Here is a 17,147-nt window from a genome sequence, read left to right as displayed (position 1 = left end):
GATTACCCCCAGGGTGGACTTTGACGGGCCGGAGACGACCGGCCGGGATGATGAGGAAACGGACCTCACGACGAACCGAATGGCGCGTCGATGGACGGCGAGGGCTCGGTGAACCACGCCGCCCCGTCCTCGGTGACGTGGAAATGGTCCTCCAGCCGCACGCCGAAGCGGTCGGGGATGACGATCATCGGCTCGTTGGAAAAGCACATGCCCGGCGCCAGGGGCGTCGTGTCGCCGCGCACCAGGTAAGGCCCCTCGTGGATCGACAGGCCGATGCCGTGGCCGGTGCGGTGCGGCAGACCCGGCAGGGCGTAGTCGGGACCCAGGCCATGGCGCGACAGCACCTGGCGCGCGGTCTCGTCGATGACCTCGCAGGGCACGCCGGGCCGCACAGCGGCGAAGGCGGCGGCCTGGGCTTCGTGCTCGATGTCCCAGATCCGCCGGTGCTCGTCGCCCGGTTCGCCGAACACATAGGTGCGGGTGATGTCGGCGTTGTAGCCCTCGACCTGGCAGCCGGTGTCGATCAGCACCAGCTCGCCCTCCACCAGCGCCTGGTCGCCGGGCAGGCCGTGGGGATAGGCGGTGGCGCGGCCGAACTGCACGGCACAGAAGGTCGAGCCGCCGTCGGCGCCCGCGACGCGATGGGCGGTGTCGATGAACCGCTTGACGGCGCTGGCGGCGATCCCCGGCGCCAGGATGGCGGCGGCGCGGCGGTGGACGTCCAGGGTGATGGCCTTGGCGTAGCGCATCAGGGCCAGTTCCGCCGGCGACTTTAGGCCGCGACAGCCGTCGATCACCGGCGTGGCGTCGATGGCCCGCAGGGACGGCGCGGCCTTGTCCAGGGCGCTGAACAGCGAGAACGGCGCGGCCGGGTCCAGCGCCAGGACGTTCGCGCCGATTTCCGCAAGGGCCCGGGCCGTCAGGGCGGCGGGGCTGTCGTGCTCCTGCCACAGCCGGATGTCGGCCTCGATCTTCAGGTCGGCTTGAAGCGAGCCCAGCTCGAAGGCCGGGCAGATCATGATCGGCCGTCCCTTGCGCGGCAGCAGCAGGGCCACCAGCCGCTCGGTCGCCCCCCACGGCACGCCGGTGAAGTAGCGCAGGCTGGCTCCGGCCCCGACCAGCAAGGCGTCGCCGCCCAACGCCGCCGTCAACATCCGGGCTCGCTCCAGCCTCGCCTCGTATTCGGCGGCGGCGATGGCCGGCGGCCGTCCGGCGCGAGGCGACAAGCCCGCCAGCTGCAGGTCCATGGTCGAGCCGCCGACGCCCAGGGTCATGCCGCGTTCCTCTTGCGTAGGTCGCGCCCTCGCGCGAACCGGTCCAGGTCAAACGGGGTCAGGTCGACCGCCGGGGTCGCGCCGCCCATCAGGGCCGCGACCAGCTCCCCGGTCACCGCCGCCAGGGTCAGGCCCAGATGCTGGTGACCGAAGGCGTAGTAAAGATTGTCGGCGCGCCGGCTGGGGCCGATGGCCGGAAGATAGTCAGGCAGGGTCGGCCGGGCGCCCATCCATTCGGCGACGGGGCCCTCCATCCGCACGCCCAGCTCGGCCAGATGACGATGCAGGCGCGCCCACTTGCGGGGATCGGGGGGCGAGGATTCGCGGCCGAACTCCACGAAGCTGGCGGCCCGCAGCCGGTCGCCGAACCGGGTGAGGATCAGCGAGCGGTCCTCGAACACCACCGGCGGCAGGTCGCCCCAATGGTCCGCGCCGCCTTCCAGGTGATAGCCGCGCTCGGCGATCACCGGCGCCGCATGGCCCAGGTCGCGCAGCAGCGCCCCCGACCCGACGCCGCCCGCGACCAGCACCCGCTCGGGCGCCAGCCATTCGCCGTCCTCGAGCAGGACCTCGACACGACCCTTGACCGTTCGCAGCCGGAGGGCGCGTCCAGTCCGCCGCTGTCCGCCCAGGGCCGTGAAGCCCTCATCCAACAAGCTCAGAACCAGGGCCGGATCGCGGACCTGCCCAGTGTTTTCGAATTGCACCCCACCGGCGATCGGCGCCCTGACCGATTGGCGCAGACGGTCCGCCAGGGAATCGGACAACACCCTCAGGCGCGCCTGGCCGATGTCGGCGGCGCGCCAGGTCGCGAGGCCGGCGCGCGCGGTGTCCGGCCGCTCCCAGACGACGACATGGCCTTGCTCGACCAGCAGGTCGGGACGGCCCAGGCTGGCGGCCAGGCGCCGCCAGGCCGGCAGGGCGTCCTGGAGCAGGCTGCTCAGGGCCCGCTTGCCATGGGCCGCGCCTTCCGGGGTCGAGGCCTTGACGAAGCGCGCCGCCCAGGGTCCCCAGGCCGCGATGTCGGCCAGGCGAAAATCCAGAGCGCCGCCCAGCGGGAACAGGCGGCGGAAGGCCGAGGCCAGGGCGGCGGGCGAGGCCAGGGGCTCGACCTGCTCCAGCGCGATGTGGCCGGCGTTGCCGTAGGAGGCGGGCCGCGACGGGCCTTGCGGATCGAGCGCCAGGACAGTCTCGCCGGCGCGACGCAGCGCCAGGGCGCAGGCCTTGCCAACGATCCCACCGCCAATCACCAATGTTCCGGCCGCCTGTCCCACCTGGGCTTTACCTCCGTATCGCCATTTCGTATACCGTAGACGAAGCAGTTAGAGGTGCAAGCCGTATGAGCTCCATGAATTGGTCGGGCGTGTTCCCGGCCGCGACGACCCAGTTCAAGACCGACCTGTCGATCGACATCGACGCCAGCCAGCAGGTGCTCGACGCCCTCGTCCGTGACGGCGTACACGGCCTCGTGGTCCTGGGCACCTGCGGCGAGAACAATTCGCTCGAAGCCGACGAAAAGCGCCAGGTGCTGCAGGCCGCGGTCGAGGTGGTGGCCGGTCGGGTCCCGATCATCGTCGGCGTCTCGGAATTGACCACCTCGCGCGCCGCCCTGTTCGCCAAGGACGCCGAAACACTGGGCGCCGACGCTCTGATGGTCCTGCCCGCCATGGTCTATGTGCCCACCGAGGCCGAACTGGAGGCCCACTTCCGCACCGTCGCCCAGGCGTCCGGCCTGCCGATCATGCTCTACAACAATCCGCCGGCCTATCGCGCCGCGATCACCCTGGACGTGCTGGCGGGCCTGGCCAACGAGCCGACCATCGTGGCGGTCAAGGAAAGCGCGCCCGACACCCGCCGTTTCACCGACCTGGCGCGCGCCTTCGGCGACCGCTTCATCCTGATGGCCGGCCTCGACGACGTCGCCCTGGAAGGCCTGCTGATGGGCGCTCGCGGCTGGGTCTCGGGCCTGACCAGCGCCTTCCCGCAGGAATCGGTGGCCCTGGTCGCGGCCGTGGATCGCGGCGACCTGGAAGAAGCCCGCCGCATCTACCGCTGGTTCATGCCGCTCCTGCACCTGGACGCCGAGCACGACCTGGTCCAGTCGATCAAGCTGGCCGAGCAGATGATGGGTCGCGGATCGGAGCGGGTGCGCATGCCCCGCCTGCCCCTGGCCGGCGCCCGCCGCGCCCAGGTGGTCGCCATGGTCGAGGAAGCCGCAGCCACCCGGCCGCTCCTGACCCAGGCGGCCGCCTAGTCGTCGGCGTTCAAGCGTAGGAGGAAGTCCATGCGTCACACGTTCTTCTGCATCGACGGCCACACGGCGGGCAATCCCGTGCGTCTGGTGGCCGGCGGCGCCCCGCTGCTGCGCGGCGATACGATGAGCGCACGGCGGCAGGACTTCCTCGCCCGCTTCGACTGGATCCGCACCGGCCTGATGTTCGAGCCGCGCGGCCACGACATGATGTCGGGGGGCTTCCTCTATCCGCCCACCCAGCCCGACTGCGACGCCGGCGTCCTGTTCATCGAGACCAGCGGCTGCCTGCCGATGTGCGGTCACGGCACGATCGGCATCGTCACCTTCGCCCTGGAGAACGGCCTGATCACGCCACGCGAGCCGGGCAAGCTGCGGCTGGAGGTTCCGGCCGGCGTCATCGACATCGCCTATGAGACGGCGGGCGATAGGGTCACCGCGGTGAAGATCCGCAACGTCCCGGCCTATCTGGCCGAGGAAGGGATCGCCATCGACGTGCCGGGCTTCGGCCCGCTGATGGTCGACGTGGCCTATGGCGGCAATTTCTACGCCATCATCGAGCCCCAGGGCGCCTACACCGGCATCGACGCGCTGGGGGCGGCCGAGATCCTGCGCCTCAGCCCGATCGTCCGCGCGCTGGTCCGCGACAAGGTCGAGCCGGTCCATCCGCTGGACCCCACCATCCGCGGCGTCAGCCACGTGCTGTGGGCCGACGCACCCCGAGCCCCGGACGCCGACGGCCGCAACGCGGTGTTCTATGGCGACCGCGCCATCGACCGCAGCCCCTGCGGCACGGGCACCTCGGCGCGCCTGGCCCACCTAGCGGCCAAGGGGCGGCTGAAGGTCGGCGACGCCTTCGTGCACGAGAGCATCATCGGCAGCCGCTTCATCGGTCGCGTCGAGGCCCAGGTCGAACTAGGCGGACGAGCCGCGATCATTCCCTCGATCCAGGGATCGGCGATCGCCACCGGCCACAACACCCTGTGGATCGACCGCGCCGACCCGTTCTGGGCCGGTTTTCAGGTGATCTAGACTCCCGCCGACCGGCGGCGTCTAGTATACGATAGGGCTCGCACCGCACGGGAGCGGTCCGCCAAGAGGTTCAGCCTGCGCCCATGAACATCGTCGTCCGCACGCTGTCCGATCAGACCTACGAGATCGTCAGGCGCCGAATTCTGGTCGGCGCGATGCAGCCCGGAACCGCCGTTCGCCAGGATGTCATCGCCGCCGAACTCGGCGTCAGCAAGATTCCATTGCGCGAAGCCCTGGGCCGCCTGGAGCAGGATGGCCTGCTCAGCTCCTACCCCAACCGCGGCTATGTGGTTCGCGACCTGTCGACGGACGAGGCCAGCGAGGTCTTCGCCCTGCGCCTGAAGCTCGAGCCGGGCGCGGTCGCCGAGGCCTGCCTGCGCGCCACCCCGGCCGACCACGCCGCCGCCGAGAAGGCGCTCTCGGCGCTCGAGGCCGAACTGGCCAAGCCCGACGGCGACCATGTCAGCTTCAACCGCGCCTTCCACCTGGCGCTGGTGCGGCCGGGCGGGCACATCACCTTCCAGCTGATGGAGCGGCTGCAGATCCTGGCCGAACGCTATGTGCGGGTGCACCTGGAGCCCATGGGGCGCGACGAGCGGGCCAGCCAGGAGCATCGCGAGATCCTTGCCGCCTGGACGCGCGGCGACGCCAAGGCTGTCGAGGCGCTGACCGTCAACCACATCCTCGGCACGCTGGCGGACCTGAAGCAGCAACTGTCGGCCTGACGACTCGAAAATCTCTGATTTCATACGGTGACCCGGGATTTTTCGGGGCGTCGACGCGCGCCCCCTTTCCGATAGGGACGCAAGGCTCGTCGCGAGCGCCTAAATTGTCCGACTTATCAGAAGGATAACGTCGGTCTCCTTTGCAGGACAAGCGCAAGGAAAGGCGTTTTCTTCCTGCCCCTGACCGGAATTGGTCACGCTGCGCCTGCTCTCAGAATGACGCGCTCCAGCCGAGCCCATAGTGCTCGCAGCCCCTCGCGCGGGCTTTTAAATCCACAAAAACTCTACAAAAACAACTTACTGCATGGACACCAGTTCGACATCTCGGATTTGCGGCAAGACCGGTGCCCGGTGCGGCATTTGTCAGATCGTCGAATGTATATTGTATAATCTTTTTGACGCGACCTCGCGGATATGTCCAATTTGCGACCTGGTAATTGTCAGGGGAGAGGACAGTCCATGAGCAGCAGGCACGCCATGATGGCGGCGACGGCCCTAATCGCGATCACTCTATGTTCGCCGGCCGTCGCACAGGACATCAAGTCGACCGACGCGCAGGCCAACGCCACCGCGGCCGACGACGCCAAGACCGACGATGCGACGCAGGTCGACACCGTCATCGTCAAGGGCATCCGGGGCAGCCTGGACGCGGCCACGAAGAGAAAGAAGAATTCGGCCCAGATCGTCGAATCCATCGAGTCCGAAGACGTCGGCAAGCTGCCCGACAACAACGTCCCCGAAGCCCTGTCGCGCGTCACCGGCGTCCAGATCGAGCGCATCCACGGCGAAGGGACCAACATCACCATCCGCGGGATGCAGGGCGTCTCGACGACCATCAACGGCAACAGCAACAGTGTCGGCGAAGGCCGGTCGGCCAATCTGGCCGACATCCCCGCCGAACTGCTGAAATCGGTCCAGGTCTACAAGACCCGGACGGCCGACCAGGTCGAAGGCGGCATCGCCGGCACCGTCAATGTCGAACTGCGCCGTCCGCTAGATCTGAAGAACGGCCTGACGGTCGCCGGCAGCCTCAAGAACGTCTACGGCAGCACCGGCGACACCAAGAGCCCTTACGCCAGCCTGCTGGTCGGCGACCATTTCGACACCGGGATCGGCGAGATGGGCTTCCTGATCAACGGCTCCTACACCAAGAACAACTACGAGGAAGACTTCGTCGAGAGCGAGTCGCCCAACAAGTTCTTCGACAATACCCCCTCCCTGGCGTCGCTGCCCGCGAACCAGAAGAACATCATCGCGCCCTACGCGGTGAACTACGGCGTTGAGCAAGGCAAGATCACTCGCCCGTCGATCAACTTGGTTGGACAGTGGCGCGTCGACGAGCACCTCGACTTCGTCGTCGAAGGCTCCTACTTCGGCAGCAAGGAGAAGCGCGCGCGCGACCGCCTGCACGTCACCACCCGCGATCCTGAGAGCACGGTCTCGAACGTGGTCCTGGCCGACGACAACCGCACCGTACAGTCCCTGACCCTCAACCGAGCGGTCGGCGTCGACGCCAGCGCCCAGTCCTATTATGAGGAAGTGACGTCGAACAACTATACGACCAATGCCGAAATGCATTGGCACAACGACAAACTCCAGATCAACGCCTCGACGCAGTACAATTGGAGCGACACCAAATATTACGGCGTCCTGACCCTGGCGCATTTCCTGGACGCCGGCGGCAATCCGATCAACACTGTCAATGTCGATTTTAACTCCGACAAGGTGCCGGGCCGCGGCCCTTACATCACCGTCCCCACCAGCGACCTGTCGAAGGTCGACAACTACCGGCTCTTCCAGGCGCACGACGAGCAGACCTATGCCAAGAGCCACGAATTCGTCGTCGCCACCGACGCGACCTATCGCCTGAGCGAGGACAAGTTCTTCCGCAGCGTGATGGTCGGCCTGCGCTACAATGATCGCCACACCACCCGCGACTACGGCTATCGCGACACCTTCCCGACCAGCGGTCTGGCCAATTTCGCGCAGGGCGTCGGCGTCGAGACCTCGAGGCTCGAGGTCGGAGACTTCTCGCCGTCCTGGTACCACCTGTCCGGCAAGGACATCATGGCCAACCTGCCCGCGTTCCGCACCGCCGCGGGCTGGGACACCGAAAAGCCGCCCAGCAACCTGGGTCAGAGCTATGTCGATGACGAGAAGTCCCTGGCCGGCTTCTTCAACCTGAACTACGGGGTCAAGAGCCGCTTCCCGATCGACGGCGTGTTCGGTGTCCGCGTTGTCAAGACGAAGGGCACGATCGAGAGCACCAAATACTCGATCGAGAAGTCGCCGACGCCGGAAGACCCCGGTCGCGTCGTGGTCATCACCACACCGACCACTGGGGGCGGCGACTATGTCGACGTGCTGCCCAGCCTCAACGGCGTCATTCACTTCACGCCCAAGGTCCAGTTGCGCCTGGCCTACACCTACAACATCCAGCGCCCTGACTTCCTGCAGATGTCCTCCTGGAAGACGATCGACACGCTCGCTGGCCGGGTCGACTCCGGCAACCCGGACCTCAAGCCGAACCGCTCGCAGAACTACGACGCCTCGCTGGAATACTATTTCGGTCGCGGCGGAATCGTCTCGCTCGGCGCCTTCCTCAAGAAGCCCGACGCCTACATCTATTGGGCCTCGCGCACCGAGTTCGTCCCGGAACTGGGCAAGGACGCGATCGTCTCCAAGGTTCGCAACGCGGGCCCGGGAACGTTCCAGGGCTACGAATTCAACACCTCCGGCTTCTTCGATTTCCTGCCGGGCAAGCTGCATAACTTCGGCGCCAGCGCCAACTTCACCTACATGGCCAAAGCCACGATCGAATACACCGACTTCACGCCGGAACAGCGGCTGATCCCGGGCGTCTTCGATGCCGACAGCACCTCGAAATATACCTACAACCTGGCGCTCTATTACGACACGCCGCAGTTCAGCGCCCGGGTCGCCTACAACTATCGTGACCGCTACAAGATCACGGTCTACCAGGACAATCCCGAATACTCGCCGTACAACGACGCGACCAAACGTCTCGACGCGGCGGTGAACTGGACGCCGCTCAAGCAACTGACGCTCAGCGTCGAAGGCACCAACCTGACCAAGGAAAACAACAACGTCTATTGGGGCCAGAACCGGATGCTGCCCCTCGGCGCCAGGGTTCAGGCTCGGACCGTGCAGATCAGCGCCCGCTTCCGCTACTGATCCCCTTCACCGCATTGCCGCCTCAGGGCGGCGCCCCTCCCCCCCTTGGGCTGGCTTGTCGCCAGCCCATTTTTTTGACCGCTGCACGGAAGCGGCGCGGCCGTCCTCGTCCTTCGACAAGCTCAGGACGAGGATGGGGGTGGAGCGCCCCTCAGCCCTGCCCGCCCGTCACACGCAGCATGACGACCCCATGGGCGGGGACCTGGAAGTTCTGCGATCCAGCCGGCAGGTCGACGCCGCGCCAGAGGTCCCTCACGGCGGTCAGGCCGCTCTTCCCCGCGTCGCTGGGCAGCAGCCCCATCGTCGCCGCCGCCTCGCCCCGGTTGAACAGGGCCACCGCCACCGCGCCGTCGGCCAGCGGCTTGGTCCAGACCTCGGTCGAACCCTCGCGCCGCACCGCCTTGCCCTGGACGCCCAAGGCGTCCTGGTCCACGGCGATCACCTCGCGGTTCTCAAGCATCTTCAGCACCTCGGGACTGCTCTGGCGCAGGTCGTGCCCCATCATCAGCGGCGCGGCCGACATGGCCCACAGGGTCATGTGGGTGGCGTACTCGTCATGGCTCATGCCGCCGTTGCCGATCTCCAGCATGTCCGGGTCGTTCCAGCCGCCGGGGCCGGCGTGCTCGGCGCGGCCGTTCTTGTCGAAGCCGATCCTGGCCATGGTCGCATAGTCGTCGGTGATGTCGCCGGTCGTGCGCCACAGGTGGCCGCCGACCTTGCGCCCCCACGCCCCGACCTCGAACCGTCCGTACTCGCACAGCGAATAGACGATCGGCCGCCCGGTCGCCCGCAACGCCGCGCCCATCTCGTAGTAGGTGCGCTGGACCTTGTCGGCGTCGTCATAGAACCATTCGCCCGAGCACAGGTCGTACTTCAGATAGTCGACGCCCCAGTCGGCGAAGGTCTTGGCGTCCTGCTGGACGTGGCCGTAGCTGCCCTCATAGCCCGCGCAGGTCCTGGGCCCCGGCGCGCTGTAGAGGCCGAACTTCAGTCCGCGAGCGTGGACGTAGTCGGCCAGGCCCTTCATGTCCGGGAACTTCTCGTTGGGCCGGATCGCGCCGTCCGGCCCGCGGGTCCCCTGCCAGCCGTCGTCGATGTTGACATAGACATAGCCGGCGTCGCGCAGGCCGGTGGCGACCAGGGCGTCGGCCATGGCGCGCACGGTCTTGTCGTCGATCTTTTCGGCGAACTTGTTCCAGCTGCTCCAGCCCATCGGCGGCGTCCGCGCCAGGCCGTCGGGCGCCAGGGTTCCCAGCGGCGGCAAGGCGGTGGTCCTGAAGGCGCGAGCGCGGGCGTCCGCGGCGGTCCCAGGACGCCCCGCCTGCTCGACATGGGCGTACCAGATGTCGCCCGACAGCTTCAGGGCCTTGCCCGTCAGCACCGCGGTCCACTGCCGGGTGGCGTGATCCTTGTCGTTGAGGTTGCGCAGCTCGAAGGTGGCCTTGCCGCCCTGGACCACGAGGTTGCGCATCTCCATCGGGCCGTACCAGGCCGTAGTGACGAAGCCATGAGGCTTGCCGCCCTCGCTGGACAGCTTGACCATGGTCACGCCCGGATAGGACGGCGCGTCGTCGAACAGCCAGACGCCGTCCAGCGGCGTCGCCGCCCGCGCCGTCCCGGCGGCCAGGACTGTGATCCCCAGTGAAAGCGTCATCAGGCCGCGAAGCATGGCGTTCTCCGTTCCATTTCAAGGCGCGCGCCCGAGCCGGGCGTTGGTCGAGGTCTAGGGCTGGGCGTCGCAGGCCGGGGCCGAGCCGCTGCCGGCGCGCGGCGCCTGGGCCGTCGGGGCCAGGACTTCCCACTCCTGCACGGCCAGGCCGGCATAGGTTCCCTGGGCGCCGGAAGCGTCGAACACCGCGCGCACGCACCGGGTGGTCACCGCCGCGAACGTGGCGGACTGGAAACCGTCGACGCCGGTCCCGAAGCCCTTGGGGGCGCGAACCGGCTTCCAGCCCCCGTCCCAGTATTCCATCCGCCAGGCCTTGGGCGGGGCGACGCCCACGCCGGACCCGGCCGGCTGGTCGGCCCAGAACCGGATGCGGGCGCCGTTCAGGGTCACCGGCTGGTCGAAGCGGTACTCGATCCACTGGCTGGCGGGGTTGTGCGGCGTCCAGCTGCCCCACAGGTCGGGCGGCAGGGGCGCGTCGCGGACGAGGCCGTCGTTCAGCGCCTTGATCCAGTACTGCACCGGCACGGGCGCGTTGGACGCGGTGGGCGTCGCCATCGCCGCGATGTTGCGGGTCGGCGCCGGCGGCGGCCCCGGGCGCTTGGTCGGGGTGACCGGCAGGATGGCCGGCGGGCTGACGCGGTCGTCCCAGTCCATCCTGTCGATCGCCACGCTGCGGCGGAAGTGCCCGCCGCCGGCCGCGTCGGCCGTGTGGTAGGCCAGCCACCACTGGCCCTTGAACGCCACCGCGCCGGCGTGGGAGGTGGTCGAGGACACCGGCCGCAGGATCACCCCGCGATAGGTCCAGGGCCCCAGGGGCGACGGGGCGGTCCCGTAGGCGATGCAGGCATGGTAGACGGCCGGCGTGCAATCCGACCGCGGTCCGGCCCGGTTGCCGGCATAGAGCATGTAGTAGACGCCCTTGCGCTTCATCAGCCAGGGGGCCTCGAAGAAGCCGTCCAGGCTGTCGACCTTCACCTCCGGTCCCTTGGGCGTGACCATGTCGGCCGCCAGCTCGATGCCGCGCAGTTGGCCGAACGTGCCCCAGTAGAGGTAGACACGGCCGTCGTCGTCGACGATCGCCGTGGGATCGATGTTCTGGATGTCGTTGGCGACCGGCGTCGTCTGCGAGACGATCGGCCCGGCCGGGTGGGCGTCGGTCCAAGGCCCGGCGGGGCTGTCGGCCACGGCCACGCCGATGGCGAAGCGGTCCTTGGCGTCGCTCACCGCCTGCAGGACGGGGGCGTAGAGATAGAACCTGCCGTCGCGGCCGGGGACGATCTGGCCGGCATAGGCCCGCCCGGCCTCGGCCCACCGGAACACCGCCTCGGGCCGCGCGATCGCCGGATAGTGCAGCCAGTCGCCCGACGCCGGATCGCGGGTCGAAAGCGCCTGCCACGCGTTCATGATGAAGTCGTTGACGTCGGCCGGGGCCTCGTCGCGGCCGGCCAGGATCCACAGGGTGTCGCCGACCACCACCGGGGCGGGGTCGGTCGAATAGTACCGGCCGTCCGCGAGGATCGGGTTGCCGACGGCGTGCACGGCCACCGGCTGGGCGGCGGCCGGCGTCAGCGTCGCCAGGGCACAGGCGAGGCCAGCGCTCCAGGCGACCGGGGCCAGGTCATTCCTCATCGGGATAGGGCCCCTTGCCGCCGTCGGCGATCAGCTGGTCGACGCGGGCGTCGATCACCGGCAGCGGGACCGAGCCCAGCTCCAGGACGGCGTCGTGGAAGGCGCGGATGTTGAACTTCGGCCCCAGCGCCTGCTCGGCCCGCTTGCGGGCGTCGACGAAGGCCAGCATGCCCATGTAGTAGGACAGCGCCTGGCCTGGCCAGGCGATGTAGCGGTCGACCTCGGTCTGGATCTCGTGGTCGGCCATGGCGGTGTTGTCGTGCAGATATTGCTGGGCCCGCTCGCGGCTCCAGCCCTGGGTGTGGATGCCGGTGTCGACCACCAGCCGCGCCGCGCGCCACATCTGGTAGCTGAGCATGCCGAACCGGTCGTAAGGCGTTTCGTACAGGCCCATGTCCTCGCCCAGCGCCTCGGAATACAGCGCCCAGCCCTCGCCATAGGCCGACAGGTAGGTGTCGCGGCGATAGGCCGGCAGGTCCTTGTTTTCGGCGGCCAGCGGCATCTGGAAGGCGTGCCCCGGCGCGCTCTCGTGCAGGGTCAGGGCCATCAGCGAGTACAGCGGCCGGGACGGCAGGTTGTAGGTGTTGACCAGGTAGATGCCCGGGCCGCCCCGGCCGCCGGTGTAGAAGGGCGCGATCTCGTCGGGCACCGGGCGGATGGCGAAGCGGCTGCGCGGCAGGTGGCCGAACCACTGCGAGGCCTTGCCGTCGAAGCTCTTGGCGTCCCAGGCGGCGCGGTCCAGCAGGTCCTGCGGCGTCTTGGCGTAGAAGCGCGGGTCGGTCCGCAGATAGGTCAGGAAGGCCGGAAGGTCGCCCTCGAACTTCACCTCCTTCATCACGTCCAGCATCCGCGCGCGGATCTTGGCGACTTCGGCCAGGCCGACCTGGTGGATCTGGTCCGGCGTCAGGTCGGTGGTGGTGAACTCGCGGATCTTGGACTGGTAGTAGGCCTTGCCGTCGGGCAGATCGTGGGCCGCGAGAGTCTTTCGCGCGCCGGGGATGTAGTCGTCGCGCAGGAAGGCCCGCAAGCGGGCGTGGGCGGGAGCCACCGCCTGGGTGATCGCCTCGGCCGCCTCGCGGCGCAGCGCGGCTTGGACGGCCGGCGGGATGTTGGCCGGCAGGGTCTTGAACGGCGCATAGAAGGGCGAGGCCTCGGGCGTGGCGGCGTCGGCCACCAGGGCCACGCCGGCGTCGCGTCCCAGCAAGGTCACCTGGGCCGGGGTGAAGCCGCGCGCCAGTCCGGCCCGCATATTGACGATCTGCTGGTCGTAGTAGCGCGGGATGTCGCGCATCATCGCGATGTAGCCGCGATAGTCCGCCTCGGTCCTGAAGCTGCCGCGCGCCGATTCCGCGACGTCGCCCCAGAAGCTGCTGTCGGCGTTCAGCGGCTTTTCGTATTCGCGGTACTGCTGCTCGGCCAGCAGGGCGTCGATCTGGCCCTTGTAGACGGCGTAGTTGACCTGGTTCTTCTTCGACAGCTTGGCAACCGGCAGGTCGGCCAACTGCCGGGCCACCGTGGTCCAGCGGGCCAGCCGCGCGGCCTGGATCGCCGGGCCGACATCGGGAAGCTTGAAGGCGTCGGTCTTGGGGCCGTCTTCGCTGGGTCCGGTCTGGGCCAGGCGCCAGGCGTATTCCTCGCCGGAGATCGCCTCGAAGCGCTTGTCCGCCGAACCGGCCCGTGCGGTCGGAGGACTGGCCAGGGCCGAGGAAGCGACCAGCATCGGCGCGGTCGCCGCCACGCACACGACCGCCGTATCGAAAAGCCCGGTTCGCCGCATCTTCAGCCCTTCTGCTCAAGCAACATCATGATGTCCCGGTGGAGCGCGCCGGGGATCACCACGCCCTCGCGCAGGCTGCGGGCCCGCGCGGCATAGCGGCGCTGCGACGGCAGCCGTGCGCCCTGGGCCTCGATCGCCTCGAACATCGCCTCGGCCCGCGTCAGGTGGTCGGCCAGCGCCCCGCCCAGGAAGCCCGCCGGATCCAGGGCGATGATCAGCTCCCCGCCGATCGGCGAACCGCCGCGTCCCGCGTCGGCGGCCAGCGACTCCTGGCTCGTCATGTCGCCGATCAACGGCCCGGCCAGAAGCTCCACCATCGCCGCCAGGGCCGAGCCCTTGTGGCCGCCGAAGGTGCGCATCGCGCCGCCCAGCACCGCCTCGGCCACCGTCGTGGCGGCCCCGTCGGCGTCATAGCCCCAGTGGTTGGGTACGGGGCGACCCGCCCTGCGATGCAGCTCGATCTCGCCCCGGGCCACCGCACTGGTGGCGAAGTCGAAGACGAACGGGTCCCGGCCCGGCCGCGGCCAGCCGAAGGCGATCGGATTGGTGCCGAACACCGGACGCGTGCCGCCCTCAGGCGCGACCCAGGCGTGGCTCGGCGTGAACGCCAGCGCGGCCAGGCCTTCACGGGCCAGCGCTTCGACCTCGGGCCAGAGGGCCGCGAAATGCACGATGTTGTTCAGGGCCAGGGCGGCGATCCCGAAGCGCCGGGCCTTGTCGATCAGCACGGGGCGCCCGCGCTCGAAGGCCAGTTGGGCGAAGCCGCCACCGCCGTCGACCCTCGCCAGGGCCGGCGCCGGTTCGTCCAGCACCGGTTCGGCGTCGACCGAAACCACGCCCTTGGCGACGCTGTTGGCGGCCACCAGCAGGCGATAGACACCGTGCGAGGCGCAGCCGTCACGCTCGCCGGCCACCATGGTCTCGGCGACGGCGTCGACGTGGGCCGGCGACAGGCCCGCGGCGCCCAGGACCTGATGCGCCAGCGCCCGGACGTCATCGAGCGAAAGCCGAACGGTGTCCGGAACCTCGCCCCCCGCCTGCCGGCTCACGCCGTGGACGCGGGCTTGGCGGCGAACAGTTGCACGCCGAACACCGGCCCCGCCGTGCTGCGCTCACGCGGTACGAACCGCACCCGGACCTTGGTCTTGCCCTTGGTCAGGGCCTCGGGCAGCGGATATTCGACGTCGAAGAACTTGCCCGGACGGTCGGCCTCCAGGTGCTGGGAGGCGACCTTGACGTTGTCGACCAGGATGTCGAAGTCGCGCTTGCGCTCGTCGCCCCAGTAGGTCGCCTGCAGGATCAGCGGGCCGGGCCGCAGTTTCATGTCGAACTCGAAGAAGCCGCCCGAGCGGGCGTCGCGGCCGTTGCGGTTGCGATAGGCCACCGGATAGGACAGCTCGGAGGTCAGGTTGTGGTCGCGCTCGGGCTGCATCTCGCCCAGGTGCATGATGTCGACCGACCGCGCGCTGATGTCCTTGGCCCGCGCCTGGTCAGCCAGGAACGCGGCCTCCTCGGTCTTCCAGGCGTCCTCGGTGAAGCGCTTGAAATAGACGGCGCTGCGGCGCTCGTACTGGCTGTAGAACGGCACGAAGTTCAGATCGCCGGGCCGGCCCACGCCCCGGGCGACATAGAGGGCCTTTTCCGGCGCCGTGGGCTGGAAGCCCGCCAGCACCGCCTCGCCGACCAAGGCCGGATCCACGCCCTTCCAGGGTTCGCTGCTGGGACCCAGGTCGGCCGCCAGCACCATCGGTCCGCGCACCACCGCCACCGTCGAATCGTCGCCCGGCGTCGCTTCCAGGCGCAGGTCGAGCGGAAGGGTGATGGCCACCACGTCGCCGGTCCGCCAGCGGCGGTCCACAAGGGCGTAGCCGCCCGCCATCTCGGCCGTGACGGCCAGGCCGTTGACGCTGACCTTGGCCTGGCCCTTCGCCCAACCCGGAACGCGCAGGGCGATCGTGAAGCGTCCGGGCCTGGCCAGCCTGGTCAGGGTCAGGCGCGATTCCGGCTCGTAGGGATAGCGGGTCTCGAGCTTCAGGCCCGCGCCGCGCGCCTTCCACTGGGCTTCGGCCGGAATGTAGAGGTTGACCAGCAAGGTCTCCTCGCCTTCCCAGAAGATCGACTCGCCGTGTTTGGCGTGGCTTTCCATGCCGGTGCCGACGCAGCACCAGAAGGCGTCGTCGTCATTGGTCGAATAGCCCCGGTCCGCGCCGGTCAGCAGCGGCGTCATGTAGGTGAAGCCGCCGGTCTTGGGGTTCTGCGCCGCCATCACATGGTTGAGGTGGGCGCGCTCATAATAGTCGAACAGCCCGCCGTCCGGCCGCCAGCTGTAGAGCTGCCGGGTCAGCTTGAGCATGTTGTAGGTGTTGCAGTGCTCGCAGGTCTGCTCGCTGATGTGGGCGGCGATGGTGTCGGGCGCGGCGAAGTACTCGCGGTCGGCGTTGCCGCCGATCACGTAGCTGTGGTGCTGGGTCACGGTCGTCCAGAAGAACCGCGCGGCCGCCGCGTCCTGCGGCTTGCCGGTCAGCTCGTAGAGCCGCCCCAGGCCGATCAGCTTGGGCACCTGGGTGTTGGCGTGGAAATTGGCCAGTTGGTCCTGCTGGGCGACCAGGGGGTCCAGCACCTTGCGGTCGTAGATCCGCTCGGCGACGATCAGCCAGCGGCGATCACCGGTGCGGGCGTAGAGCTCGGCGTAGCTCTCGTTGAGGCCGCCATATTCGCAGCCCAGCAGGGTCTGCATCTGCTCGTCGTTCAGCGCCGCGAACACGCGCTCGAAATAGCCGCCCAGGCCCACCGCGACGTCCAGCGCCTGCGGGTTTCCCCAGGCGCGATGCACGTCCAGAAGGCCGGCGAAGGTCTTGTGCACGGTATAGAGCGGCGACCACGAGCCGTTCAGGTCGAACCCGCCCGAGCGGATGTCGCCCTTCATCACCTCGCCGAAGATCTCCTCGCCGTCGACGACCGTCCCGTCCTTGCGCTTGCGCTGCAGGGCGCCGACATAGCCCGTGCCGCGCTTGGCCTGGGCTCTCGCCAGCTCGCTGACGATATAGTCGGCGCGTCGGCGGCATTCGGCGTCGCCTGTCTGCTCGTACATGACCACCAGGGCCGACATGTAGTGGCCCAGGGTATGGCCGGCGATGGTGTCGGATTCCCAGCCGCCATAGATCTCGCCCTTGGCGGGCAGGCCCGCGAAGGTCATGAAGTTGTGCAGGAGGCGGTCCGGGCTCAACCGCAGCAGATAGGCGCGATTGACCTCCACCGCGGTCGCGTAGTCCGACGGCAGCAGGCGGACCGACGACAGCGGCAATGGCGCGGCCTTGGCGGGAAGGGACGCGCCGCGGGCCTTGGCCAGGGCGCTGATCGGCTGGGCCAGGCCGGCGAACGCCGCGGCCGCCAGCATCAGATCACGGCGTGTCGCCATCGGTCTTCCCCCAATATTTGATACCGTATACGATCTTAAGGTCACACCCCCTGCTCGTCAATCTGGCGCTGCCGGAAAGGCGACGAGCCGAACCCTTATGGGGGATTGCGCCGGGATTCCCCCCGTCTAGCGGAGCGGCGAAGACGCAACCGTTCCGGCTCCAAGCCAAGTGGTGAC

At 68.7% G+C, this 17,147-nt stretch carries 11 protein-coding genes; 4 read left to right on the top strand and 7 right to left on the bottom strand.

The annotated features are described in order from the left end of the window. Positions 1–65 precede the first annotated feature (65 nt). Both J2X41_RS17095 and J2X41_RS17090 read right to left on the bottom strand, forming a co-directional pair. Complete coding sequence (locus tag J2X41_RS17095) at positions 66–1,274, bottom strand: Xaa-Pro peptidase family protein (RefSeq protein ID WP_310083396.1); 1,209 nt, start codon at positions 1,272–1,274, stop codon at positions 66–68. Further along, on the bottom strand, positions 1,271–2,524 hold the full coding sequence (locus J2X41_RS17090) for an FAD-binding oxidoreductase (protein WP_310083392.1): 1,254 nt from the start codon (positions 2,522–2,524) through the stop codon (positions 1,271–1,273). The genes J2X41_RS17095 and J2X41_RS17090 overlap by 4 nt, the downstream gene beginning before the upstream one ends. 89 nt (positions 2,525–2,613) lie before the next feature. Between J2X41_RS17090 and J2X41_RS17085 the strand changes: the two genes are divergently transcribed. The 4 genes from J2X41_RS17085 (at position 2,614) to J2X41_RS17070 (ending at position 8,477) form a co-directional block, all read left to right on the top strand. Further along, positions 2,614–3,528, top strand: a complete 915-nt coding sequence (locus J2X41_RS17085; protein ID WP_310083390.1) for a dihydrodipicolinate synthase family protein — start codon at positions 2,614–2,616, stop codon at positions 3,526–3,528. 30 nt (positions 3,529–3,558) lie between these two features. Then, a complete protein-coding gene (locus tag J2X41_RS17080) occupies positions 3,559–4,557 on the top strand; it encodes a 4-hydroxyproline epimerase (RefSeq protein ID WP_310083387.1) in 999 nt (332 codons plus the stop codon). 83 nt (positions 4,558–4,640) lie between these two features. After that, entirely contained in the window at positions 4,641–5,282 is a 642-nt protein-coding gene (locus tag J2X41_RS17075) for a GntR family transcriptional regulator (RefSeq protein WP_028041317.1), read from the top strand. Between the two features lie 459 nt (positions 5,283–5,741). Next, positions 5,742–8,477 carry a TonB-dependent receptor gene (locus tag J2X41_RS17070; protein WP_310083384.1) on the top strand — a complete coding sequence of 912 codons (2,736 nt, stop codon included), beginning with the start codon at positions 5,742–5,744 and terminating at the stop codon, positions 8,475–8,477. Positions 8,478–8,628: 151 nt separating this feature from the next. On the opposite strand, the gene J2X41_RS17065 is transcribed toward J2X41_RS17070, so the two are convergent. From J2X41_RS17065 to J2X41_RS17045, 5 genes are read right to left on the bottom strand one after another with little or no spacing between them, the layout of a single operon-like run. Further along, the gene (locus J2X41_RS17065) at positions 8,629–10,146 is read right to left on the bottom strand and encodes a glycoside hydrolase family 27 protein (RefSeq protein ID WP_310083381.1); all 1,518 of its coding nucleotides are present in this window, start codon (positions 10,144–10,146) and stop codon (positions 8,629–8,631) included. Between the two features lie 54 nt (positions 10,147–10,200). Beyond that, complete coding sequence (locus J2X41_RS17060; RefSeq protein ID WP_310083377.1) at positions 10,201–11,775, bottom strand: family 43 glycosylhydrolase; 1,575 nt, start codon at positions 11,773–11,775, stop codon at positions 10,201–10,203. Then, positions 11,765–13,552: a DUF885 family protein gene (locus J2X41_RS17055; protein ID WP_310083375.1), complete on the bottom strand. Its 1,788-nt coding sequence runs from the start codon at positions 13,550–13,552 to the stop codon at positions 11,765–11,767. The genes J2X41_RS17060 and J2X41_RS17055 overlap by 11 nt, the downstream gene beginning before the upstream one ends. A 2-nt stretch (positions 13,553–13,554) precedes the next feature. Continuing rightward, a complete protein-coding gene (locus J2X41_RS17050; RefSeq protein WP_310083372.1) occupies positions 13,555–14,601 on the bottom strand; it encodes an Ldh family oxidoreductase in 1,047 nt (348 codons plus the stop codon). Then, entirely contained in the window at positions 14,598–16,970 is a 2,373-nt protein-coding gene (locus tag J2X41_RS17045) for a glycoside hydrolase family 127 protein (protein WP_310083370.1), read from the bottom strand. The genes J2X41_RS17050 and J2X41_RS17045 overlap by 4 nt, the downstream gene beginning before the upstream one ends. Positions 16,971–17,147: the final 177 nt, after the last annotated feature.

This window comes from Caulobacter sp. BE254, assembly GCF_031457295.1.
In the GTDB taxonomy this organism is placed as follows: domain Bacteria; phylum Pseudomonadota; class Alphaproteobacteria; order Caulobacterales; family Caulobacteraceae; genus Caulobacter.
Note: the sequence above shows the minus strand (reverse complement) of the source record. Positions and strands in the feature narration are given on the sequence as shown.